Below are 23,931 nucleotides of genomic sequence, written 5' to 3'. Positions count from 1 at the left end.
GAAGGGACCTTCGGTACAATGGAGGTCCAACAAGCAGTTGCCATACGTTTTTGTTGGAAGGCGCGTCACATCTTTGGACGTGCCTTTTTTTTATGAACCACATCCGCAATTTTTCGATCATTGCCCACATCGACCACGGCAAATCCACGCTGGCCGATCGCATCATCCAGCGCTGCGGGGGCTTGAGTGATCGCGAGATGGAAGCCCAGGTGCTCGACTCGATGGACATCGAGAAAGAGCGCGGCATCACCATCAAGGCCCAGACCGCTGCGCTGCAGTACAAGGCGCAGGACGGCCAGGTCTACAACCTGAACCTGATCGACACACCCGGTCACGTTGACTTCTCTTACGAAGTCAGCCGCTCGCTGTCGGCTTGCGAAGGCGCGCTGCTGGTGGTGGACGCCTCGCAAGGCGTCGAGGCCCAGACGGTGGCGAACTGCTACACCGCGCTCGATTTGGGCGTGGAAGTGGTGCCCGTGCTCAACAAGATGGACCTGCCGCAGGCCGACCCCGATCGCGCCAAGGCGGAGATCGAGGACGTCATCGGCATCGATGCCACCGACGGCATCCCTTGCTCGGCCAAGACCGGCATGGGCATCGACGAGATCCTTGAAGCGGTGGTCAAGCGCATGCCGCCCCCGAAGGGCAACCCCGACGGCCCGCCGCGAGCCATGATCATCGACGCCTGGTTCGACAACTACGTCGGTGTGGTGATGCTGGTGCGCGTGGTCGACGGCGTGCTCAAGAAGGGCGAGCGCATCCGCATGATGGCCACCAACTCGGTCTACCCGGCCGAGCACCTGGGTGTGTTCACGCCCAAGTCCACACCGCGTGACGAGCTGCGCGCAGGCGAGGTGGGTTTCATCATCGCCGGCATCAAGGAGCTGGCCGCTGCCAAGGTGGGTGACACCGTCACCATCGAGAAAAAGCTGCCCAACAACGCCGGCCCCGCCACCGAGGCGCTGCCCGGCTTCAAGGAAATTCAGCCGCAGGTGTTCGCCGGCCTCTACCCGACCGAGGCCAGCGAGTACGACCAGCTGCGGGACGCCCTTGAAAAGCTCAAGCTCAACGACAGCTCGCTGCGCTACGAGCCCGAGGTGTCGCAGGCGCTGGGCTTTGGCTTCCGCTGCGGCTTCCTGGGCCTGCTGCACATGGAAATCGTGCAGGAGCGGCTGGAGCGCGAATTCGACCAGGACCTGATCACGACCGCGCCCAGCGTGGTCTACGAGGTCGAGCTCAACGGCGGCGAGGTCATCGAGGTGGAGAACCCCTCGAAGATGCCCGAAGTGGCCCGCATCAACGAGATCCGCGAGCCCATCGTCACGGTGCACCTGTACATGCCGCAGGACTACGTCGGCCCGGTCATGACGCTGGCCAACCAGAAGCGCGGCGTGCAGATGAACATGGCTTACCACGGCCGCCAGGTCATGCTGACCTACGAGATGCCGCTGGCCGAGATCGTGCTGGACTTCTTCGACAAGCTCAAATCGGTCTCGCGCGGTTATGCCTCCATGGACTACGAGTTCAAGGAGTACCGCGCCTCCGACGTGGTCAAGGTCGACCTGCTGATCAACGGGGACCGGGTCGACGCCCTGTCGATCATCGTGCACCGCGCGCAAAGCGCCTACCGCGGTCGCGCTGTGGCCGCCAAGATGCGCGAGCAGATCCCGCGCCAGATGTACGACGTGGCCATCCAGGCGGCGATTGGCGGCAACATCATCGCCCGCGAGAACATCAAGGCGCTGCGCAAGAACGTGCTGGCAAAATGCTATGGCGGCGACATCTCTCGCAAGCGCAAGCTGCTCGAAAAGCAGAAGGCCGGCAAGAAGCGCATGAAACAGATTGGGTCGGTCGAGGTGCCGCAGGAAGCCTTCCTGGCCATCCTGCAGGTTGACGACTGATCGATCACCACAAGCAAACTACACAAATGAGTCTGATCACCGGATTGCTGTACGCGGCCCTGGCTGCGTACCTGGGGGGCTGGTTTCTGGGGCACTGGCACGGGAACTTCTCGTTGCTGCTGTTCATCCTGACCGTCGTGACGCTGGCTTACTGGCTGGCCGAGAAGTTCAAGTTCCGCCCCGATCGCGAGGCCGCTGCGGCCCAGCTGGTGGCGCAGGATCAGGCGCGCCGCGTGTCGCTGGCCACGCAAGGCATCGGCGATGTCGACGGCAACATCGGCATCGCGCGCGACCGCCTGCTGATGCAGCCCTGGTGGCTGGACTGGACCGCCGGCCTGTTCCCGGTGATCTGCGCGGTCTTCCTGATGCGCTCGTTCCTGTTCGAGCCGTTCAAGATCCCTTCGGGCTCGATGATGCCGACGCTGGTGGTGGGTGACCTCATCCTGGTCAACAAGTTTCACTACGGCATCCGCTTGCCGGTGATCAACCAGAAGATCATCGACAACAACGAACCTCAGCGCGGTGACGTGGTGGTCTTTCGCTACCCGGTCAACCCCAGCATGGACTACATCAAGCGCGTGGTGGGCCTGCCAGGGGACACCATTGCCTACGTCAACAAGCGCCTGACGGTCAACGGGCAGCCGGTGGAGCTGGAGGCCGGGGCCGAGTACTACGACGCCGACAGCATGCGGTACACCCAGCAGTACAGCGAGAAGCTCGGCGAGGTCAAGCACAACATCCTCATCGACCGGGATCGGCCGCCTTTTGTGCCGCCGCAGTCGATCGAGGACTTCCCGATGAAAGAAAACTGCAGCTACAGTGGTGAAGGCATGGTGTGCAAAGTGCCTGCTGGCCATTATTTCGCCATGGGTGACAACCGAGACAATTCGCTTGACTCACGCTACTGGGGCTTTGTGCCCGATCGCAACCTGGTTGGCAAGGCCTTCGTCATCTGGATGAATTTCAGCGACGTCAAGCGCATTGGTTTCTTCCACTGAACCTTCGCATTTTCAGGATCACGCCCATGTTTCCTTCGACTGTCATGTCCTGTCAGCGTTCGGTCAAGCGGCTCCCGCGTGCTCAGCGTGGCATCACGATGATCGGCCTGCTGGCCTGGTCCTTCGTCATCTGTGTGGTCGCCCTGATCGGCATGAAGGTCACGCCCGCCTTGCTGGAGTACCAGACCATCACGGGCATGGTCAACAAGGCAGCCAAAGAGGGCGGCAGCACGGTGGCCGACATCCGAGCGTCTTATGACCGCGCCGCTCAGATCGAGTACGGTGTCGAGGCCATCAAGAGTGGCCGTGACCTGGACATCACCAAGGAAAACGAACAGATCGTCATCCGGTTTGCCTACGACAAGGAGATCGAGCTGGTCGATCCGGTCTACCTGGTGATCAAGTTCGAAGGGCAATCCAAGTGAGCCTGCAGGCCATCTTCGGATCCCTTGACGAACGGGCCTGGTTTCAGGCCCTTTGTCTTTGGGGTGTCTCCACGGGCCCGCGCTCTGGCGCGCTGCTCGCCTGATGGGGGCGCCGATGCCAACGCTGTCACCTGCTTTGCTGGCTTTGCAGCAGCGCTTGGGTCATGCCTTTGCCGAGCCAGGCCTGCTGCAGCGGGCGGTCACCCACAAGAGCTTCGGTGCCGATCACTACGAGCGCCTGGAGTTCCTGGGCGATGCAGTGCTGGAGTTGGGGGTGTCCACCTTGCTCTACGCGCGCTTCACGCAGGGCGCCGAGGGGGACCTGACGCGCGTGCGCGCTCACCTGGTGCGCCAGGACATGTTGCACCGGCTGGCGGTGTCCTTGGGCCTGCCCGAGGTCCTGCGACTGTCCGAGGGCGAAGCCAAAGGTGGTGGAGCGCAAAGGCCGTCCATCCTGGCCGACGCCCTGGAAGCCATCATCGGCGCCGTGTACGTGGACGCGGGTTTTGACGCCGCGCGCGCGCTGGTGCTGAGGTTGTTCGAGCCCGTGCTCGATGAAAGCGGCTCGCTCGAGGTCTGGGCCAAAGATGCCAAGACCGCCTTGCAGGAATGGCTGCAGGGGCGCAAGATGCCCGTGCCCACCTACGGCATCGAAGCAACGCGCGGCAAGGCCCACGAGCAGGTGTTCGTGGTGTCGTGCGCTTTGCCTGATCTGGGCATTCGGGTGAGCGGCGAGGGCACGTCCCGTCGGGCGGCTGAGCAGGCGGCGGCACAAGTCGCTTTGCAGCAGGCCATGGCCTTGCCGTCGGACCGTCTTGCCGCACCCAAAGCCGCGGCGAGTCAGGTGGTCGTGGTGCGCAAGCCGGCCAGGTCGCGCCCCGCCCGACCGCCAGGTGAACCCGACAAAGCCTGATCTCGCTCATCGTGGGGGGCGGCCGCAGCCCCATCCTCGCTCCGAACACCGCTACCAACCCGCCATGCCGAAAAAGCCCACCGAAGACCTCAACCCCTCGCTCGACCAGATGCTGGCCCAGTTGTCCACGGCCCGCTCTGGTGAAGGGGCGCAGGCCGTGCCGGCTTCCGAGCAGCGCTGCGGGCTGATCGCCATCGTCGGGCGGCCCAACGTGGGCAAGTCCACGCTGATGAACGCGTTGGTGGGGCAGAAGGTGTCGATCACCTCGCGCAAGGCACAAACCACGCGCCACCGCATCACCGGCATCTGCACCAAGGGCGACACGCAGTACGTCTTCGTTGACACGCCGGGCTTTCAGACGCGACACACGGTTCGCGGCACGGCGGCGCTCAACCGCAACCTCAACAAAACGGTGCAGGCCACGCTGTCCGACGTCGCCATCGTGCTGTTCCTGGTCGAGGCCGGGCGCTTCGGGCCCGACGATGCACAGGTGCTGGCCCTCTTGCCCAAAGACCGCCCGGTGCTGCTGGTGGCCAACAAGCTGGACATGGTCAAGAGCCGCGAAGAGCTTTTCCCGTGGCTGCAGGCCATGCAGGAGCGCTTCCCGTTTGCCGAGTACGTGCCGCTGACCGCCAAGCGAGAAGGCGACCCTGATCGACTGCTGGACATCGTCCGCCCCTACCTGCCCGAGCAAGGCTGGTGGTACGACGCCGACGCGCTGACCGACCGAACCGACCGGTTCCTGGCCAGTGAGATGATCCGCGAGAAGCTTTTTCGCCTGACGGGCGACGAGTTGCCCTACACCTCGACGGTGGTCATCGACCAGTACACCGACGAGCCGCCGCCTGCGGGCAAGCCCAAGTCCACGGGACTGGTGCGCATCGCCGCGACCATCATCGTCGAGCGCGAGCAGCACAAGGGCATGATCATCGGCGACAAGGGCGAGCGCCTCAAGCGCATCGGCACCGAGGCCCGCACCGAGCTCGAGCGCCTGATGGGCCGCAAGGTCTTCCTGGAGATCTGGGTGAAGGTGCGCTCCGGCTGGGCCGACGACGACGCCCGCTTGCGCACTTACGGCTACGAGTGAGGCCTGGTGACGGGGCCCCGGTCGTCGTTGCGCGGTGCTTCACACGGTGGCTCGAGGGGGCCATCGCCGGCCTATGTGCTGCACAGCCATGACTGGAGCGAGTCCAGCCTGATCCTGGACATGTTCTGCCGAGAGCAGGGCAGGGTGGTGGCCATTGCCAAGGGGGGCAAGCGGCCCTACTCACAGCTCAGGCCCGTGCTGATGCCGTTTCAGCGCATCACCGTGGGCTTTGGCTCCAAGCGCGGCGATGACGTCGAGGTGTTGCTGCTGAGGCAGGCCGAGTGGGCTGGCGGGCCGGCATTTTGTGGGGGCGGGGCCCTGTTGCCGGGCTTCTACCTCAACGAGTTGTTGATGAAGTTGCTGCCCCGGCAAGACCCACATCCGGTTCTGTTCGAGGCCTATGCCGACACCTTGCAGGCCCTGGCCGAGCCGGGTTTGCTGCACGCGGCGTTGCGGGCTTTCGAGTTGATCTTGCTGCGTCAACTGGGGCACCTGCCGGACCTGGCGCTGCAAACCCTTGATGGTCGGCCCGTGTTGGCAGGCGAGCCCTATGAGTTGCACCCGGAGCTGGGCGTGCGTCCCGCACATCACCTGGGTGAATCCACCGAGGGGCCCAACGTGCTCAATGGCAGCGTGTTGCTGGCGATGGAGGACGCGCTCTCGGATGGCTGGCTCAACGACCCAAGGCGCGTCAAACCCGGGCACTCGCCCTTGCCCAGCCTGATGGCCGCCTGTGTGCCAGCCTTGGTTGACCTCAAAGCGATCACGCGCTCGCTGCTTCACTATCATCTCGGCACGAACACGCTGCGCACCCGCCAGCTCATGATGGAACTCCAGCAACCATGACTTTCTCTGGCATGCACCTGACCGCTCACGATGCGCCCTTGCTGGGCGTCAACATCGACCACGTTGCCACGTTGCGCAACGCACGCGGCGGGCGCTTCCCCGACCCGGTCCAGGCAGCGCTGCTGGCCGTCGAGGGCGGGGCCGACATCATCACCTTCCACTTGCGCGAAGACCGCCGTCACATCCGCGACGACGACGTGGCGCGCCTGAAGGACGCCATCGGTGTGCCCCTGAACTTCGAGGCCGCGGTGACCGACGAGATGCTGGGCATCATCGAGCGCACGCGCCCCGAGCACGTTTGCCTGGTGCCGGAGCGTCGCCAGGAGGTCACCACAGAAGGCGGGCTCGATGTCATCGGGCAGTTCGAGCGCGTCAAGGACGCCTGCACGCGCCTGGCCGAAGCGAATTGCCGCGTGTCGCTGTTCATCGGTGCCGATCCGGCTCAGATTGACGCGGCGGCTCGCGCCGGCGCGCCTTGTGTGGAGCTCCACACTGGCCCCCTGGCGCATGCCTGGTGGGATAGCGATGCCGCAGCCTTGCAGGCCGAGCTGACGCGCCTGCGCCAAGGCTTGCTGCATGCGGCCAGCCAGGGCCTGCGAACCCATGCCGGCCATGGCCTGGCCCTGTGCCAGCCCGATCGGAAGGGCGACGACGCACCCAGCAGCACCGCTTTGGTGGCCGCCTTGCCTGACGTGCATGAACTGCACATCGGACACGCGCTGATCGGTCACTCGATCTTCGTGGGCATCAAACATGCCATTGCCGACTTCAAGGCCGAGGCCATCCGCGCCAGGCAGGCGGGGCGGGCATGATCGTCGGGATCGGCACCGACCTGTGCGACGTGCGCCGCATCCGCGACACGCTGGAGCGCCGTGGCGATCGCTTTGCCGAGAAGGTGCTGGGCGACCGCGAACTCGCCGTGTGGCGCGCCCGCACGGCCCGCTCGCCTGTGCGCGGCCTGCGCTACCTGGCCACGCGCTTCGCTGCCAAAGAGGCTTTTTCAAAAGCCATCGGTCTGGGCATCCACATGCCCATGACCTGGCGGCGCTGCGAGATCCTCAACGCCGAGAGCGGCCAGCCCCAGATCGTCCTGAACGACGAGCTGGCCACCTGGTTTGCTGCCAAGGGCTGGAAGGCCCACGTCACCGTCACCGATGAAGGCGATCTGGCTCAGGCCTTTGTCGTCGTCGAAACCGATCCTGCTTCGCCGGCAGTGCCTTGATCGGCACGCGTTATCAATTCGCCAGATCACACAGAACTCCGTCTGCCCCCCCCTCGCCAAGCCCATGTCCAAAGCCATCCAAGCCCCGAAAGCCGCCAAGGCGTCCAAGTCCCGTGCCATCGCCAAACCCTCGGCCGCAGGCGCGTTGGCCGACCTGCAGCACGCCCCTGTCGTGCTCGACATCGCGGGTCAGACCCTGAACGACGACGACCGCCGCCGCCTGGAACACCCGCTCACCGGTGGCCTGATCCTGTTCGCGCGCAATTGGGAGAGCCGCTCCCAGCTCACCGCTTTGTGCGCCGAGATCAAGGCCATCCGCCCTGACGTGCTGATCTGTGTCGACCACGAAGGCGGACGCGTGCAGCGCTTCAAGACCGATGGCTTCACCCACGTGCCGGCCATGCGCAAGCTCGGCGACATGTGGATGAGCGACGGCAAGGGCGGCGAGGGCGCAGGCGCCATGGCCGCCACCGACGCCGCCACCGCCTGTGGTTACGTGCTGGCCAGCGAGCTGCGCGCCTGCGGTGTCGACTTGACCTTCACGCCCGTGCTCGACCTCGATTGGGGCGAGAGCGGTGTCATCGGCGACCGCGCCTTCCACAGCGACCCGCGCGTGGCCACCGTGCTGGCCAAGGGCGTGATGCACGGCCTGCTGTTGGCCGGCATGGCCAACTGCGGCAAGCACTTCCCCGGTCACGGCTTCGTCAAGGCCGACTCGCACGTGGCCGTGCCGGTCGACAAGCGCTCGCTCAAGGCCATCCTGGCCGACGACGCCAAGCCGTATGAGTGGCTGAGCACCTCGCTGACCAGCGTGATGCCGGCCCACGTCATCTACCCCAAGGTGGACGCGTCACCGGCCGGTTTCTCGTCGCGCTGGCTGCAGGACATCCTGCGAGGCCAGTTGGGCTTCACCGGCGCCATCTTCAGCGACGACCTGAGCATGGAAGGCGCCAGCGTGGCCGGCAGCCAGACCCAAGGCGCCATCGCCGCGCTGAACGCCGATTGCGACATGGTGCTGCTGTGCAACCAGTCGCTCGACGGTGGCGCGCCGGTCGATGCCTTGCTCGATGGTTTGAGCGAAGCCCTGGCCCGTGGCGAATGGACGCCCAGCGCCGACAGCGAAGCGCGCCGCATCGACCTGCTGCCGCAGACCGCGCCCTTCACCTGGGACGAGCTGATGCACCACGCGCCTTACCTGCAGGCCCTCGCGAAGCTGCCACGCTGAACATCGCAGCGGGCAGGGCGGAGCAGCTCGCGAGTTGTCTCAGTCTCCGCTGCTGTAGAGCCTGTCCTGCAAGGCCGCGTGACGGTCGATCACCACCATGCGCTTGACCTTCAGCGTGGGGGTGAGTTCGCCTCCCTCGATGCTCAGCGGCTGGGTGAGCACGGCGAACTTGCGCACATGGGCCACGCGAGCCTGCGTGGCGTTGACGCGGTCGATCGCGCTTTGCAGTGCCGCCAGCACCCTGGGGTGATCGTGCATGGGCGCTCCGGCTGGCAGGCCTTCGCTGTTCGCCAGGGTCTTGAGGGCCTGCGCGTCCAGCGTCACCAGCGCCGTCAGGTAATGGCGGTTGTCGCCGCAAACCACCGCGTGCTCGATCAACTCGGCCTCCATCAGCGCCGACTCGATGTTGGCCGGCGCGATGTTCTTGCCGCCCGAGGTGATGATGATGTCCTTCTTGCGGCCGGTGATGTAGACGTAGCCATCCTGGTCGATGCGACCGACGTCTCCCGTGCGCAACCAGCCGTCATCGAACGCGTCGGCTGTGGCACCGGGTGAGCCCATGTAGCCCTGAAAAAGGTGTGGGCCGCGCACCTGCAGCTCGCCATCTTCGGCCACGCGGATTTCGGTGCCGGGCAAGGCCTTGCCGACCGAGCCGACGCGCGTGCTGCCAGGAAAGGACATGGTCGAGGGGCCGCAAACCTCCGACTGTCCATACAGTTCGCGCACGGGCAGGTCCAGTCCTGCAAAGAACCGCAGCTTGTCAGGGTGAATGGGCGCGGCGCCTGAGCTCAGGAAGCGGGCCTGGTCCAGCCCCAGGGCGGCTTGCACCTTGCTGTGGATCAGCTTGCGCGCCAGGCTCATCTGCAGGCCCAGCCACGGGCCACAGGGTTTGCCGGCGTGGTCGAGTTCGTGCCAGCGCTGACCAACGCCAATGGCCCATCGCGCCAGCGATGCCTTGGCGCCCGTGGCCTGGTTCAGCTTGGCCTCGATGCCCGCTTGCATCTTTTCCCACACACGCGGCACGCCAAAGAAGATGGTGGGGCGCACCTCCTTGAGGTGATCACCGAGCTCTTCGATGCTGCGCGCGTAGTACACACTCAAACCAGAGTGCGCCTGGTTGTGCATCGAACCCATCTGCTCGGCGATGTGGGCCAGGGGCAGGTACGACAGCATGCGGTCGCGTTCATCGACCTCGTAGAGCGAGGTCATGTTCTGACCCATCCACCACAGGTTTCCCTGGCTGAGGGCCACCGCCTTGGCAGGGCCGGTGGTGCCGGATGTGTAGATGAGCGTGCCAATGTCGGTGGGCAGGAGGCTGGCCAGGCGGTCGTTCAGCTGCTTGTCCAGTGCCGGTGTGCCCAGCGACAAAAAGGCATCCCAGCCCATGAGCTGGCGGCGTCCTTCGGGCGTGTTCAGCGCGCCATTGCCTGCTTGCTCTGGCGACGACAGCAGCACCACCGTGCTCAGGTGAAGCAACTCGGGGGCGACCTCTTCGACGGTGCGCAGTCGTTTGCTGTCATCGACCAGCAGCACGCTGGCGCGGCAGTGGTTGAGGATGTAGGCGATGTCCTGGCTGGAGCTGGTCCAGTAGATGCCTGCAGGCGTGGCGCCAATGGCCATGGCCGCAAATGCCATGGTGGCCCACTCAGGGCTGTTGAAGCCCAGGATCGCGACCGCGTCGCCGCGTTGAACGCCGAGTTGCAGCAATGCCCGGGCTGCCTGACGAACGGCCTCGCCGTATTGCTGCCAGGACGTGCCTTGCCAGGCGTCCGAGCCGCGCACGTGGTAAGCCGGGTGCTGACCCAGGCGACGAGCGGTCTCGAGCAGGATGCGGGGGGGAGGCACGAAGCCTTGCATCGGGTCCATGCCGAGGTGAGCCTGCCCTGCGGCGAGCGGTGCGGCGGCGATTCTGGCGTGCGCAGTCTTGGGGGGCAACGCGGTCTCCTGATGTTTGCCCCATTAGATTCAGTATTGACGTTAAGGTCAATTGCTTCGCGTATAGGTGAAACCCTTTGCTTTGCTGCCGTCGCAGAGGGGTGGCGCGGCCGGACAAAAGAAAAGCCCGGTCGTGGGACCGGGCTTTTCGGTGGGGCACGGAGCGCCGTTGGTGCTCAGGCCTGCGTCAGGCTTGCTGCTCGAAGGGCAGGCTCACCTGGCTGAGGTCCTTGCGGGTCTCGACCAGGACCAGCGGACCTTCGTCGAGCACCACGGCGGGCTTGCGCTCACGGGGCACGTGCACAGGCCGCGGCTCGTTGGCGATGGCCTCTTGCGCCGCCATGATTTTGTCTGCGTCAGAGTTCACCCATTCCAGGCCTGCGGCCTGGGCAATGCCCTGCAACTCGCTCAGCGGCAGCACATAAGGTGCTGCGGCCCGTGCGGGTTCCGGCGCAGCGACAGGCACCTCGATGGCCATTGCGGGAGCACTGACAGGCGCTTGGGAGGTGGCGACCGCCACATCGGGCGTTGCGGGCGCAGCGCTGTCTTGCGGGGCAAGGGGGGCGATGACCTCAGTTGGCGAGGCAGCTTGGGCTTCGAAAGCCTGTGTGGGCTGCGCACCTTCGGCGCCGATGCCGACATCTGCACCTTCCGCAACCTCGGCACGCTCGCGACGCTCGCCACCACGGCGACCGCGGTTTCGGCGGCGACGGCCTTCCTGGCCTTCGGAGGCGGCATCGCCTTCAACCTGGTTCTCGGAGGCGTCGTTGCCCTCGCTGTTCACGCCGGCATCTGCGTTCGCGGCTTCAGCTTCGTTGCCCACCGAAGACTCTTCGCGTTCACCGCGGCCACGGCCACCACGGCGGCGGCGACGGCCTTCGCGTTGTTGGTCGGCATCACCGGGCTGGCCTTCGGGGGAAAGCGACACGGCAGCTTCGGCACCTGTTGCGCCGGTTGCAGCCAGGCCCAGGGCCTGGGCTTCGGCGGCGATGGCCTCGCGGTTGATGGCCGGACGCTCGGTGTTTTCGCCACGGCGACCACGACCGCCGCGCTCGCCTCGTTCACCGCGCTCGGCGCGGTCGCGGCCACCATCGCGGCCTGCGGCGTTTTCGCTTTCGTTGCGCTCTTCGCGGGGGCCTTGGCGACGGCCACGGCCTTCGCCCTTGGCCTCGCTGCGCTCACCACGCTCGGAGCGCTCCCCACCGCGACCGCCTCCTCGGCCACTGCGGGCCTGGCCATCGCGACGGCCGCCACGGCCCTTGTCGTCCTTGCTTTCTGCGGGTGCGGGCGCAGCGACCGGCGTCACCACGGGCGCGGGGGCAGGGGCCTCGCCGCCAAAGCCCAACAGGCGCTTGACCCAGCCGAAGAAGCCACCCGAGGCGGGCACGGGGGCCTGAACCGGTGCGGGCGGCGCCAGCGGAGCAGCGGCCACGACAGGCACTTCTTCCTTCGGCGGGGCGATCGGGGCCGGTTGGTCGGGCAGCACACCCTTGATGACCGGCTCCTGCTTGGCCTTGGCCTTCTCGCGGCGGGTGATGCCCACCTCGTCGTCCGGCTCCTCGATCATCGTGTAGCTGGCCTGGATGTTTTCCAGACGCGGGTCGTCGTGACGCAGGCGTTCCAGCTTGTAGTTCGGGGTCTCGAGGTGCTTGTTTGGCACCAGCAGCACGGTCACGCGCTGTTTGAGCTCGATCTTGGTGATCTCGGTGCGCTTCTCATTCAACAGGAAGGAGGTCACTTCCACCGGCACTTGCACGTGCACGGCCGAGGTGTTGTCCTTCATCGACTCTTCCTGGATGATGCGCAGGATCTGCAGCGCCGAGGACTCGGTGTCGCGGATGTGGCCGGTGCCGTTGCAGCGAGGGCAGGTGATGTGGCTGCCTTCGCTCAGCGCCGGGCGCAGGCGTTGACGGGACATCTCCAGCAGGCCGAACTTGCTGATCGAGCTGAACTGCACGCGGGCGCGGTCGGTGCGCAGGGCGTCACGCAGGCGCTGCTCCACCTCGCGGCGGTGCTTGCTGTCCTCCATGTCGATGAAGTCCATGACGATCAGGCCGCCCAGGTCGCGCAGGCGCATCTGGCGGGCGATTTCGTCGGCCGCTTCCAGGTTGGTGCGGAAGGCGGTTTCCTCGATGTCGCTGCCGCGGGTGGCGCGCGCCGAGTTCACGTCCACCGACACCAGCGCTTCGGTGTGGTCGATCACGATGGCGCCGCCCGAGGGCAGGTTCACCGTGCGGCTGAAGGCCGTTTCAATCTGGTGCTCGATCTGAAAGCGTGCGAACAGCGCCGCGTCATCGCGGTAGCGCTTCACGCGGTTGGCCTGATCGGGCATGACGTGCAGCATGAACTGCTTGGCCTGCTCGTAGATGTCGTCCGTGTCGATCAGGATCTCGCCGATGTCGGACGTGAAGTAGTCGCGGATGGCGCGGATGACCAGCGACGATTCCTGGTAGATCAGGTAAGCGCCCTTGCCGGCGGTGGAGGCCTCGTCGATGGCCGTCCACAGCTTGAGCATGTAGTTCAGGTCCCACTGCAGCTCGGCAGCAGAGCGACCGATGCCGGCGGTGCGGGCGATCAGGCTCATGCCCTTGGGGTACTCGAGCTGATCCATCGCCTCCTTGAGCTCTTCGCGCTCATCGCCCTCGATGCGACGGCTGACGCCACCGCCACGCGGGTTGTTGGGCATCAGCACCAGGTAGCGGCCGGCCAGCGAAACGAAGGTGGTCAGGGCAGCGCCCTTGTTGCCACGCTCTTCCTTTTCGACCTGGACCAGGAGTTCCTGGCCCTCTTTGATGACGTCCTGGATCTTGGCCGAGCGGACGTCAGCGCCTTCCTTGAAGTACTGGCGCGAGATTTCCTTGAACGGCAGGAAGCCGTGGCGGTCTTCGCCGTAGTCGACGAAACAGGCTTCCAATGAAGGCTCGACGCGTGTGACGACGGCCTTGTAGATGTTGCCCTTGCGTTGTTCGCGACCTTCGATTTCGGTTTCGAAGTCGAGCAGTTTCTGCCCGTCAACGATGGCCAGGCGGCGTTCTTCGGCCTGCGTGGCATTGATCAGCATGCGCTTCATGGGTGCTCCATTTCTGCAACGGAGACAGCTCGGGATGGCACCGAGACATGTCTCCAGTCGCCCCCGACCCGAAGGTCAGCGGCAGCTTGCATGCGCGAGCAACGACGAAGAACCGAAGGAATTGCCTTGGACGTCAGGCCCGCCAGAGCGGGTCGGACGTCAGGGGCGCGTGTGCCGGGGTGAAGGACAGGGTCTGGCGACAGCCGGATGGCGTCCGCCGGCTCCATGCCTTGGGCATGGGGGCGCGGACATGGAAAGGGGCGGCTGCCTGGACGCCCACACGATGCGCCAGCCACCGGCCGCACAGCACACCAACGGCCGGATGGCGGGCGTCTTGCTGCGAGCGGGTGGAAAGGGCGGTGTGCGAAACAGTCCGGGACACGTGTGATTCACTCGACACGGGCCTCAGCGTGCGGCACCGGCAAGCCGGCGAAGCGGGCGCTGGGGCCCAACAACCTTGAACGTGGTTCGATCGACATTGGCTCTGACAGCCACTCGACCCGACAAATTCACACCTTGGGTGAACCTCTTCAGGGAGGGCGACTGCTGCATGGCCATACTGGTGGCGGGACACCCCGCCGGGCCCCATCGTGGCACCTGCAGCAACCGGCTCGTCGGTAAAATGCGGTTTGCTGCGGCAAGCGCCTGGGTGAGAGATTGACTGGCGAAACTCGCTGAACGCAGATTCCGCAAACAAACCCTCACACAAGACACACAACGTGGCTCAAACCATTATAGGTGCGAAAAAAGCAACCGGGCGCTCGGGAATGGCCGCGAAAAAGGCGGCACGAAAACCCACCGACGCAACCCCCTCCCGTCCTGTTGCCGAAACCCTGGCAGCCAGTTCTCCCCGCCCGCAATCTGTCGCCAGCGTCCAGCGCCTGGTCATTGACGAAGGCAGCGCCGACCAACGCCTCGACAATTTCCTCATCAAGGTGCTCAAGGGCGCCCCGAAAACCCTCGTCTACCGCATCATTCGCAGCGGCGAGGTTCGCGTGAACAAGGGCCGCGCCTCGGCCGACACCCGCCTGGCCCTGGGCGACGAGGTGCGCGTGCCCCCATTGCGCCTGACGGAAAAGCCGACCGACGAGGCCTCGGCTGTGCCCGCCCGAGAGTTCCCGGTGTTGTTCGAAGACGATGTCATGCTGGTCATCGACAAGCCGGCCGGTGTCGCCGTGCACGGTGGCAGTGGGGTGAGCTTCGGCGTGATCGAGCAACTTCGCCGAGCCCGCCCGCAGGCCAGGCTCCTGGCGTTGGTTCACCGCCTCGACAAGGAAACCTCGGGCGTGTTGGTCATCGCCAAAAAGCGCAGCGCGCTCGTCACCCTCCAGGATTGCTTTCGCCACCGCACAGCCCACAAGACCTACGCGGCGCTGGTTTGTGGCCAGTGGCCCGAAAAAAAGAAGGTGGTCGATGTGGCGTTGCACAAGTTCCTGACGGCGGAAGGCGAGCGGCGGGTCAAGGCCGTGGCGGGCGACGACGATGATGGCCGACGTTCGATTTCGCTGGTCTCGGTGGTCAAGCGCTTCGACGCTTTCAGCCTGCTCGATGTCACCATCAAGACCGGTCGCACCCACCAGATTCGCGTGCACCTGTCGCACGAAGGCCACGGCATCGTGGGGGACGAAAAATACGGTGACTTCGTGCTCAACAAGGCCCTGGCGCGTGGCGGCGAAGGTGCGGTGCCCGGGGTGGACCGACTGCGCCTGCCCGATGGCCGCTGGGACCGCATGTTCCTGCACGCCCGCTACCTGCGCTTGCCGCACCCCGTCAGCGGCGACGAGTTGACTTTTGAAGCGCCTTTGCCGCCTGCCTGTCTGTCCCTGCTGGCTGCCTTGACATCGGCCAAACCGGCAGCCAAGCCCGGGGTGTCACGCGGCTGAGCCCCGCAGGCGATACAGTCGCGAGCATGAGCTCTACCAACGGCACCGACAGCGGCCTGAGACCGCGCGCCTATGACCTGATCGTCTTCGATTGGGATGGCACCCTGTACGACTCCACGGCCCTGATCGTGCGCTGCATCCAGTCCGCCTGCGCCGACCTGGGGTTGCCTGTGCCTTCGTCGCAAGCTGCGGCTTACGTGATCGGCCTGGGCCTGCACGATGCCCTGGCCCATGTTGCGCCCACCCTGGCGCCCGAGCGCGTGCCTGAGTTGGGCCTGCGCTACCGGCACCACTACTTCAACCGCCAGCACGAGCTCAGTCTTTTCGAAGGCGTGCTGCCCATGCTGCAGGCCCTGAAAGCGCGAAATCATTGGCTGGCCGTGGCCACCGGCAAGTCGCGCTCCGGTCTGAACGAGGCCCTGGGGCATGTCGAGTTGCATGGCATGTTCGATGGCACCCGCACCGCAGACGAGACCGTCTCCAAGCCGCACCCGCGCATGTTGCTGGAGCTGATGGCCGAGTTCGGCGTCGAGCCTGAGCGCACCTTGATGATCGGCGACACCACGCACGACTTGCAGCTGGCGGTCAACGCCGGGGCGCACAGCATCGCCGTGAGCTACGGGGCGCACGAGCCGGCCGCTTTTGCAGATTACCCGACCCGCTTCGTTGCCCACGCCACGGCCGAGCTTCACGATTGGCTGGCCCGGCATGCCTGAGCCCAAGTGCCTCGAGCCGCAACCGCTTTGCGCCTCCGGCGAGCTCAAGGAGCGCGGTGACGCGGTCACCTTCGACATCCTGGAGTTCGGGCGCAGCGCCCAGGCCTTTGCCTTGCGCTTCAATGGGGTCGCGGTGGCCTACGTCAATCGCTGTGCCCACGTGCCAGCCGAGATGGATTGGCAGCCCGGCCAGTTCTGGGATCAGGAACGTCGCTTCATCATCTGCTCGGTGCACGGCGCGCTGTACGAGCCGCCCAGTGGGCACTGCGTCATGGGCCCCTGCCGCGGCGCACGGTTGCACGCCATTGAACTCAAGGAGGAAGGGGGCCAGGTGCATTGGTATCCTTCCGATCGCATCCAACCGCCGCTCTGACGACGGCCAACCCAGACCATGTCCATGGACACCCAAGATCCCAAAGCTCAGGCCCAGGCGGCCTTGTTCACCGACCTTGCTCGCGCCTACCTGGCGCAACAGAAGCGGGATGCCCGCTGGCGCTGGTTGTGGCGCCTGATCTGGTTGGGCGTCGCGTTCTCGGCGGCCTGGGCCGCTTGGGAGTCCGGCTCCGCTGCGCACACGCCGGTCACGCCTCACACAGCCTTGGTCGAGGTGCGCGGTGAAATCGCCAGCGAGACCGAAGCCAGCGCCGACAACCTCATGACGGCACTTCGCAGCGCCTTCGAGGACGCGGGCGCGCAGGCCGTCGTCTTGCGCATCAATTCACCCGGAGGCAGCCCAGTGCAGGCCGGGCTGGTCAACGACGAAGTGCGCCGACTCAAGGCCTTGCACAAGAAGAAGGTGTATGCCGTCTGCGAGGAAATGTGCGCCTCGGCTGCCTACTACATCGCCGTGTCGGCCGATCGGATCTTCGTGGACAAGGCGTCCATCGTCGGCTCCATTGGCGTGTTGATGGATGGTTTTGGCTTCGTCGGCACGATGGAAAAACTGGGCATCGAGCGGCGTTTGATGACCGCAGGCAGCAACAAGGGCATGCTCGATCCTTACTCGCCACTCAAGCCCGAGCAGGCCGAGTTGGCGCAGACCATGCTGGATCAGATCCACCAGCAGTTCATCAAGGTGGTGCGTCAGGGGCGTGGCAAGGCGCTCAAGGAAACCCCAGACACTTTCTCGGGCCTGTTCTGGAATGGCGAAGAAGCTGTGAACCAGGGTCTGGCCGATCAGCTGGGCAGCCTGGACCATGTCGCGCGCGACGTGATCAAAGCAGAAGACATCGTTGATTACACACAGAAGGAAAACCTGGCCGAGCGCCTGGCCAAACGTTTTGGTGCGGCCATCGGCGGCGGTGCCGTGCAGGCGATGCGAGGGGCCGCGGGCGTGCGCTGATCAGGCGTCCAATCCCCGGATGAGGCGATGGGCCGCTTCCGGGGCGATGTTGAGCAGTTGCCCGACGTCTCGGGCGTCGTCTGGCAACGCAGCCAGACAATGTGGGTCGTCCCAGCCGTGCTGCGTGTGGCGCGCGATGCGCACACCCAGCGTGACATTGCGCACCTTCGGGTCGTTGGCCAAACGCTCGTCAGAGCAATGGATCAGCAGATCCGGCAACTGCCAGCGCCGCATCAACTCTTGTGCGAGGTCGTCGATCCGGATGCCCAGCACCTCTTGCTGGACCGCAGCTGAGCGCAAGGTGTGATCGGTTTTGAGCCGATGGGTGATCTCCAGCATCAGCGAGGAGGCGTGACACCAAAGCAGCATCTCCGCGAATGCGTGCAGCAGGGCGGCCTCCTGGATGACGACGACGTCCTGGTCCTGGCGTTTGAGTGCGAAACCCAGGGCGAAATGGGCTGCTCGGCGCGAGCGTTGCACCACCTGCGCCAGGCCTTCGATGGCCTCTGGTCGATGGGCCAGCGCGGTCTCGACATCCAGTGGCTCGGAGAAGACGCTGAAAAACGGCCCCACGCCCAGCATGACCAGGGCGCCCACCAGCGTCTCGGGTGGCTCGACGCTCAGGCGGGTGCAATAGCGCGAGACGTGCACGAGCACCCTCAGGGTGGTCAGCGGGTCGTTTTCCAGGCTCTCGGCGATCGTGTGGGCATCCATGTTGCCCCGCGCTTCTTCGATCTCGCTCAGCAGGGCGATCTCGGAGGCCGATTCCGACAGGATGGGGATGTCCGCGTTCGCAAAGGCCTCCACCCAGGCTGCCAGGGTGGGGAGCGGCTGCTGGATCATGGTCGGGCCTTGGGTGAGTTTTGGGCTAGGTTAGCCTTTGCGGGCCCGACTGGTGCACCGAAATAAGGCAAAAGGCCGATGCAGTTCTCACCGCACCGGCCATTTCGCAAGGCCCCCTCATGCGCGAGCCTGTGTCTGGTTCACTTCGCGCTCAGCAAACCCGTCTTGAGGTCGTCGTCAACGGGCTTGGCGCCCAGCCAGATTTTGAGCAAGGCAGCATAGAAATCATCGCCCTGGATGTCCGAGCCCTTCTGAGCTCCGTCCACCAGCGTCCGGATGCCGGCGCCAGGCACGAGGTTGAGCTGGATCGCCGTGCCTTTCTTGACGGTGCCAAAGGACACCATCGTCTTGCGCAACTCGTCCAGCCGGCCTTGGAATCGGGCCACGTCGGCATCCGAGTTGTTCTTGTGAAAGCCTTTGATCATGGCGTCGGCGAAGTCTTCGCCGGTGAGGTCGCGCAACAGCACGATCTGCATGCTCTTGGCGCCGGGCTGGCTGAGCAATGCCTGCGCAGAAGCGTCGCGCTTGCCCACGTACAGGCCGGCGGCGTAGACGTCGATGATGACCTTCACTCGCACGCCCGCGCCATTGAGCTGCAAAGCTTGTCCAGCGACGGTGGTGGTATCGGCGAATTTGACGCCGCGCACTTCCACGGCGGCGTGGGCTTGGAAGGTGAGGGCGGACAGCAGGGCCAGGGCCCATGCGGGGATCAGCTTGAACATGCGGGTTCCGGTTGGCGGTTGATCGGGAAAGGCGTTGCGCCGCCGGGCCATCAGACATCACGCGTGGTCATATTTCACGACAGCGGCGAAGCGCGGGTGGGAGTATGCGCCATCTCTTGATGAGGCTTGCAAGCGGTTGTCACAGCCACCATGCGCGACAATGGCGCTCTGTCCTGTTTCTGTGGGCCTGCCGGGCCTGCGCCCTTTTCCATGTCCTTCCTCGTCATCGACATCGGCAACACCCGTTTGAAATGGGGCCTCTACGACCGACCCGCCCCTGGTTCCGATTTGCTGGCGCATGGTGCGGTGGTCCTGGAAGACATTGATCACCTCTGGGATGAACACTGGCGCCAGCTGCCGGTGCCTCGGGCGATGCTGGGCTGTGTGGTGGCTGGGGAGGCCATCAAGCGACGGGTGGAAGAGCAGCTCACCGAGGGCTGGGGTTTGCAGGCGCAGTGGGTGTCGTCGTCTCGCCTGGGTGGTGGGGTGATCAATGGATACGAGCACCCTCAACGGCTGGGCGCCGACCGCTGGGCAGCGATCATCGGCGCGCGCCAGCGGGCATTGTTGTGTGCCCCCAACGACGTGCCGCCTGTTCTGGCGGTGATGGTGGGCACCGCCGTCACGGTGGATGCCGTGGACGCGGGGGGACGCTTTCTGGGTGGGTTGATCCTGCCGGGCTTCGGCTTGATGTACCGGGCCCTGGAGAGTGGCACGGCTGGTCTGAAGGTGCCCACCGGCGAGGTGCGAGACTTTCCCACCAACACCAGTGATGCCTTGATGAGTGGCGGCACCGACGCGATCGCGGGCGCCATCGAGCGATCGCTCAGGCGCCTGCGGGTGCGCACCGGGCGCGATCCCCTGCTGATCATGTCAGGCGGGGCTGTGTCGCGGCTGACGCACGTCGAGGAACTCCAGCCCATGGTGGTGGAGAACCTGATTTTCGAGGGCTTGCTGACGCTGGCCGCTGCGCGTTGACCGGACCCTGGTGCGGCGCACAGGGGTGCGCGGCTTCCGGGGAAGCTGGGTCAAACCATCTGGAGCTTGACGGTGGCGTGCTCGTTGATGCCCATGGCGCCGAAGAACAGCGCCACCAACCTGTGCGGGTTCAGGAAGCACACCTGACGTTGCTCCGCACGACGTGAGAGCACCCAGTTCAGCAGGTCGCCAGCGGCGATGAAGTCGACGCGCAGCAGGTGGCTGCAATCGACTTCCAGCGAAACGCTGCCCCCGAGCTGATCGTCCAGGCGCTGCAGGGTGGCGCCGATGTCGCCCACCAGCTGGCCGGACAGGTTGAGTGCGGCCACCTGCACATAGGAGATCTCCTGGTGCAGTTGCGACTCGACGAAGCTCGTGGTGACATCGCTGACGTGCGACATGGGAGCCGTGGGTGCGCTGACCGCATCTTGTTGTTCGCGCACGGTGCAGCGTGTGGGCTCCCAGGATGGCGGCGACAGCTCGTAGGTGACGCAGTAGTCGATCGCAACCTCGTCGAACACCACTGGCTGGTTGACCATGCGAAGCAGGTCCAGGCGCAGCATCCAATGGGCGGGGTCGGCGTCGCGGCTGCCGGTGGGGGTCAGGTCTTCCAGCAGGTTCAGCAGGTGCGGCCCCCCCACCCAGATCAATTCCATGGGCTCCTTGGCCCATTGCTGCAGCAACTGGCTGAGTTGGTGCGCCGCTTCTGGGGTGACCTGGTTGACCCCTTGCCAATCGATGCGCCACGGGCGAGGCAACTGAAGCAGGGCCACGCGCAGCTGCGCAAGCGCTTCCGGGTCCACGACGGAGGGCGCGATCCAGCCCGGCTGGGGGGCGTCCCATTCGCGCCCTTCGGTGACAGGGCCGCTGCCTTCGTAGTCGGTCGATTCGAGCGTCTCGCTCAGGCTGGGGCGACCAGCCGAGGCATCCGTTGGCTCGGCGTGGGCCGATTCGGATTCGATCAAGTCGGCGACGCGCTGTGGCAGGGAGTACCACTGAGGGGCGGACACGCCGAATTGCTGCGCGTAGGACACAGCCAGGTTGTCGAATTTGTGGGGCAGGTCAAGGGCGCGGTAGAAATCGAACAGCACCAGCCAGGTGTCGGCGTGTTCGTGGCGGCTTGAGCCTGGGTGCACCAAATTGAGCAGGCACTGTTCGCACTGGTCGAAGTCGGCATTCGCGAAGGCAATGACGGCCTCGTCAAGCTCCGGGTCGTGGGCCATCTCGGTGACGTGAACGCCGATGCCGCCTGGCAGCGTGGCGCCGATGATGGGCAGGGCGGCTGCTTGAGGCGCGTACGCAGGTGTCTCCGCCCTGAGAGGCTCCATGACCGTCGGTGCATGTTCGACGAATGGCAGGGTGGGCGGGTTCAGCCGGTCAGGTGCGGTGATGGGCAGGTCAACCGATCCCCCGGGCACCGTGGGCAGGCCTGCAGCCTGTGACGGTGTCACGGGGGCGGGGCGGGCGCTGATGCCCACCATTTGCAGCTCGATCTCGTCGATCTTGGCCTTGACGGCGATGTCGGAGCGTGCGCCGCTTTGGGGGCGCGACTCCGGGTCGAGGTTGGAGGCGCCGCCGAGCGCCAGCGCGGCATCCGGGTTCAGCCCTTCCCGACGGATCTTGCGCAGCATGTCGAGCTCGCGCTTGCGCACGAAGTCGTTGCGTCGCTTGCGCTCGATCATCGCCTTGATCTCGGTCTTGGCGTAATCGCTTTCGCCGGCGTCAGAGGGGGGCGCGTCCAGGTCCGACCAATCCGTTGTCGGATTGGTGACGAAGCGCGCCACCTTGCGCAGGAAACTGCCGGATTCCTTGCTCATCTCGGTCCTGGTCGGATGTTCGGGGGCTCAGTCCCCGAACATCTTCTGCTTGAGTTCGCGACGCTGCTGGGCTTCCAGTGACAGGGTGGCGGTGGGGCGGGCCAGCAGACGACCCAGGCCGATGGGCTCCCCGGTTTCGTCGCAGAAGCCGTATTCGCCATTGTCGATGCGAACCAGGGCTTGCGAGATCTTCTTGAGCAGCTTGCGCTCGCGGTCGCGGGTGCGCAACTCCAGGGCGTGCTCTTCCTCGATGGTGGCGCGGTCGGCCGGGTCGGGCACGATGGAGGTGTCCTCGCGCAGGTGTTCGGTCGTTTCGCCGGCGTTGGACAGCAGGTCTTCCTTCTGGCTTTCCAGGCGAGCGCGGAAGAAGTCGAGCTGCTTGTCGCTCATGTACTCGGCGTCCGGCATGGCCATGAGTTCGGCTTCGCTCAGGTCGCGACCGGCCTTGGATTTCCAGGCGCTGGCGAGTTTGGTGTCGACCTTGGTGGTGGCTGCAGGCATGTCGTTTTGGGTGCTACTGGTTTTCTTGGCCGGCTGTTTGGCCGTGGCCACGGTACGGGACTTGACGTCTGCTTCGGCAGGGGCCGCTGCAGCTTGAGGAGATTCGGTGGCGACTCGGGAATCGGACTTGGCTGGGGCCGCCTTGCGCGCAGCGGTCTTGGCTGGAGCAGCCGACTTGGCGCCGGCCGACTTGGCGGCAGCCTTGGTGCCAGAGGCGGTGGTTTTCGTCACAGGATCCTCCTTCCCGAATTGCGTGATCCACAGACAGGGGGGTGACCGGATTCAGGCTCCTGGTGTGGGGCCTGCTCCAGACTGAAGTGCCAACCGTCGGGTTTGTCCACCCTTGGGAAGCGCGCGGATTGTAGCCATGGTCTTTGACTGGACTCCCCAGGCTATCCCTAGAAACCAAGCCTGATCAGGCCAGGCATTGATCCAGGCCTGCCTTGAACAGGTCCTGGGGGATGTCGATGCCGATGAAGACCATCTTGCTCTGTTTGGTCTCGCCGGGCGCCCACTTGGGGCCGGTGTCGCTGCCCATCAACTGGTGCACGCCCTGAAAGACCACCTTCTTGTCGATACCCTTGACGTACAGCACACCTTTGTAGCGCAGCATCCGAGGGCCGTAGATCTGCACCATGGAACCCAGGAAGTCCTCCAGTTTGGTGGCGTCGAAGGGCTTGCTGGCCTTGTAGACGAAGGACTTGACGTCGTCGTCGTGGGCGTGGTGGTGCGGGTGGTCGCAGTGCTCGCCGTGGGCGTGGTCGTGGCCGCAGTCATGGTCGTGGCCGTGCCCGTGGTCGTGCTTGTGAGCGTGACCATGGCCTTCGGTCAGGAAGTCCGGGTCGATGTCCAGCTTGGCGTTGAGGTTGAAGCCCTTGAGGTCGAAAACCTCTTTGATGGGCACCTCGCCGAAGTGCACGCGCTTTTGCGGTGCACGCGGGTTCATGTGCTTGATGCGGTGTGACAGGGCGTCGACTTGTGCGCCATCGACCAGGTCGGACTTGCTCATGAAGATCAGGTCGGCAAAGCCCACCTGACGGCGCGCTTCCTGGCGGGTGTCGAGTTGCTGGTCGCCGTGCTTGGCGTCCACCAGGGTGACGATGGCATCGAGCAGGTAGTGCTCGGCGATCTCGTCGTCCATGAAGAAAGTCTGGGCCACGGGGCCAGGGTCGGCCAGGCCGGTGGTTTCGATGACCACGCGCTCGAAATTCAGGGTGCCGGCCTTTTTTTGCTTGACCAGGTCGGACAGCGTTTCCCGCAGGTCTTCCCGGATCGTGCAACAGACACAACCGTTGCTCATCTGGACGATGTGCTCTTCGGTGTCGGCCACGAGGATCTCGTTGTCGATGTTTTCTTCGCCGAACTCGTTTTCGATGACGGCGATCTTCTGGCCATGGGCTTCGGTGAGCACGCGCTTGAGCAGGGTGGTCTTGCCGGCGCCCAGGAAGCCGGTGAGGATGGTGACGGGGATCAGGCTCATGGGGCTAGTGTAGGCCGGTTTGGGCCC

Annotated in this window: 21 protein-coding genes; 14 read left to right on the top strand and 7 right to left on the bottom strand. The window is 65.1% G+C overall.

Annotated elements, in window-relative coordinates:
• Positions 1-92 precede the first annotated feature (92 nt).
• The 9 genes from lepA (at position 93) to nagZ (ending at position 8,617) form a co-directional block, all read left to right on the top strand.
• Positions 93-1,901, top strand: coding sequence for a translation elongation factor 4 (gene lepA / locus ABG80_RS02635; RefSeq protein WP_058086212.1), 1,809 nt, complete (start codon positions 93-95; stop codon positions 1,899-1,901).
• A 26-nt stretch (positions 1,902-1,927) separates the two neighbouring features.
• Positions 1,928-2,899 (top strand): signal peptidase I, encoded by a 972-nt coding sequence (gene lepB / locus ABG80_RS02630; protein WP_058086211.1) that lies wholly within the window; start codon positions 1,928-1,930, stop codon positions 2,897-2,899.
• A 26-nt stretch (positions 2,900-2,925) separates the two neighbouring features.
• Complete coding sequence (locus ABG80_RS02625; protein ID WP_235513726.1) at positions 2,926-3,324, top strand: DUF4845 domain-containing protein; 399 nt, start codon at positions 2,926-2,928, stop codon at positions 3,322-3,324.
• 115 nt (positions 3,325-3,439) lie between these two features.
• Positions 3,440-4,237 carry a ribonuclease III gene (rnc, locus tag ABG80_RS02620; RefSeq protein WP_083505747.1) on the top strand — a complete coding sequence of 266 codons (798 nt, stop codon included), beginning with the start codon at positions 3,440-3,442 and terminating at the stop codon, positions 4,235-4,237.
• 109 nt (positions 4,238-4,346) lie between these two features.
• Positions 4,347-5,324, top strand: a complete 978-nt coding sequence (gene era / locus ABG80_RS02615; RefSeq protein ID WP_058086275.1) for a GTPase Era — start codon at positions 4,347-4,349, stop codon at positions 5,322-5,324.
• 75 nt (positions 5,325-5,399) lie between these two features.
• Complete coding sequence (recO, locus tag ABG80_RS02610) at positions 5,400-6,170, top strand: DNA repair protein RecO (RefSeq protein ID WP_235513725.1); 771 nt, start codon at positions 5,400-5,402, stop codon at positions 6,168-6,170.
• Complete coding sequence (locus ABG80_RS02605) at positions 6,167-6,982, top strand: pyridoxine 5'-phosphate synthase (RefSeq protein WP_083505745.1); 816 nt, start codon at positions 6,167-6,169, stop codon at positions 6,980-6,982. Before recO ends, ABG80_RS02605 begins: the two co-directional genes overlap by 4 nt.
• Entirely contained in the window at positions 6,979-7,392 is a 414-nt protein-coding gene (gene acpS / locus ABG80_RS02600; RefSeq protein ID WP_058086208.1) for a holo-ACP synthase, read from the top strand. Before ABG80_RS02605 ends, acpS begins: the two co-directional genes overlap by 4 nt.
• A 154-nt stretch (positions 7,393-7,546) precedes the next feature.
• Entirely contained in the window at positions 7,547-8,617 is a 1,071-nt protein-coding gene (gene nagZ / locus ABG80_RS02595) for a beta-N-acetylhexosaminidase (RefSeq protein ID WP_058086273.1), read from the top strand.
• A 39-nt stretch (positions 8,618-8,656) separates the two neighbouring features.
• On the opposite strand, the gene ABG80_RS02590 is transcribed toward nagZ, so the two are convergent.
• Both ABG80_RS02590 and ABG80_RS02585 read right to left on the bottom strand, forming a co-directional pair.
• Positions 8,657-10,552, bottom strand: a complete 1,896-nt coding sequence (locus tag ABG80_RS02590) for an AMP-dependent synthetase/ligase (protein WP_152987422.1) — start codon at positions 10,550-10,552, stop codon at positions 8,657-8,659.
• Between the two features lie 187 nt (positions 10,553-10,739).
• A complete protein-coding gene (locus tag ABG80_RS02585) occupies positions 10,740-13,622 on the bottom strand; it encodes an Rne/Rng family ribonuclease (protein ID WP_058086206.1) in 2,883 nt (960 codons plus the stop codon).
• 767 nt (positions 13,623-14,389) lie between these two features.
• Between ABG80_RS02585 and ABG80_RS02580 the strand changes: the two genes are divergently transcribed.
• The 4 genes from ABG80_RS02580 to ABG80_RS02565 are packed head-to-tail and all read left to right on the top strand — an operon-like array spanning position 14,390 to position 17,563.
• On the top strand, positions 14,390-15,505 hold the full coding sequence (locus ABG80_RS02580; RefSeq protein ID WP_083505743.1) for an RluA family pseudouridine synthase: 1,116 nt from the start codon (positions 14,390-14,392) through the stop codon (positions 15,503-15,505).
• Between the two features lie 26 nt (positions 15,506-15,531).
• The gene (locus ABG80_RS02575) at positions 15,532-16,221 is read left to right on the top strand and encodes an HAD family hydrolase (RefSeq protein ID WP_058086205.1); all 690 of its coding nucleotides are present in this window, start codon (positions 15,532-15,534) and stop codon (positions 16,219-16,221) included.
• Positions 16,214-16,594, top strand: a complete 381-nt coding sequence (locus tag ABG80_RS02570; protein WP_058086204.1) for a Rieske (2Fe-2S) protein — start codon at positions 16,214-16,216, stop codon at positions 16,592-16,594. The genes ABG80_RS02575 and ABG80_RS02570 overlap by 8 nt, the downstream gene beginning before the upstream one ends.
• 18 nt (positions 16,595-16,612) lie before the next feature.
• On the top strand, positions 16,613-17,563 hold the full coding sequence (locus ABG80_RS02565; protein WP_083505742.1) for a S49 family peptidase: 951 nt from the start codon (positions 16,613-16,615) through the stop codon (positions 17,561-17,563).
• Here ABG80_RS02565 and ABG80_RS02560 read toward each other — a convergent pair whose 3' ends face one another.
• Positions 17,564-18,406: an HDOD domain-containing protein gene (locus ABG80_RS02560; RefSeq protein ID WP_058086203.1), complete on the bottom strand. Its 843-nt coding sequence runs from the start codon at positions 18,404-18,406 to the stop codon at positions 17,564-17,566.
• 140 nt (positions 18,407-18,546) lie between these two features.
• Positions 18,547-19,128 carry a chalcone isomerase family protein gene (locus ABG80_RS02555; RefSeq protein ID WP_058086202.1) on the bottom strand — a complete coding sequence of 194 codons (582 nt, stop codon included), beginning with the start codon at positions 19,126-19,128 and terminating at the stop codon, positions 18,547-18,549.
• 210 nt (positions 19,129-19,338) lie between these two features.
• Here ABG80_RS02555 and ABG80_RS02550 point away from each other — a divergent pair, with 210 nt between their 5' ends.
• Positions 19,339-20,106, top strand: a complete 768-nt coding sequence (locus tag ABG80_RS02550) for a type III pantothenate kinase (protein WP_058086201.1) — start codon at positions 19,339-19,341, stop codon at positions 20,104-20,106.
• Between the two features lie 50 nt (positions 20,107-20,156).
• Here the strand turns inward: ABG80_RS02550 and ABG80_RS02545 are convergent, their stop codons facing one another.
• The 3 genes from ABG80_RS02545 to ABG80_RS02535 form a co-directional block, all read right to left on the bottom strand.
• The gene (locus ABG80_RS02545; RefSeq protein ID WP_058086200.1) at positions 20,157-21,923 is read right to left on the bottom strand and encodes an STAS domain-containing protein; all 1,767 of its coding nucleotides are present in this window, start codon (positions 21,921-21,923) and stop codon (positions 20,157-20,159) included.
• A 27-nt stretch (positions 21,924-21,950) separates the two neighbouring features.
• Positions 21,951-22,655, bottom strand: a complete 705-nt coding sequence (gene dksA / locus ABG80_RS02540) for an RNA polymerase-binding protein DksA (RefSeq protein ID WP_200964242.1) — start codon at positions 22,653-22,655, stop codon at positions 21,951-21,953.
• A gap of 184 nt (positions 22,656-22,839) precedes the next feature.
• Entirely contained in the window at positions 22,840-23,904 is a 1,065-nt protein-coding gene (locus ABG80_RS02535) for a CobW family GTP-binding protein (protein WP_058086199.1), read from the bottom strand.
• Between the last annotated feature and the right edge of the window lie 27 nt (positions 23,905-23,931).

The organism is Aquabacterium parvum (assembly GCF_001447195.1).
In the GTDB taxonomy this organism is placed as follows: domain Bacteria; phylum Pseudomonadota; class Gammaproteobacteria; order Burkholderiales; family Burkholderiaceae_C; genus Aquabacterium; species Aquabacterium parvum.
Note: the sequence above shows the minus strand (reverse complement) of the source record. Positions and strands in the feature narration are given on the sequence as shown.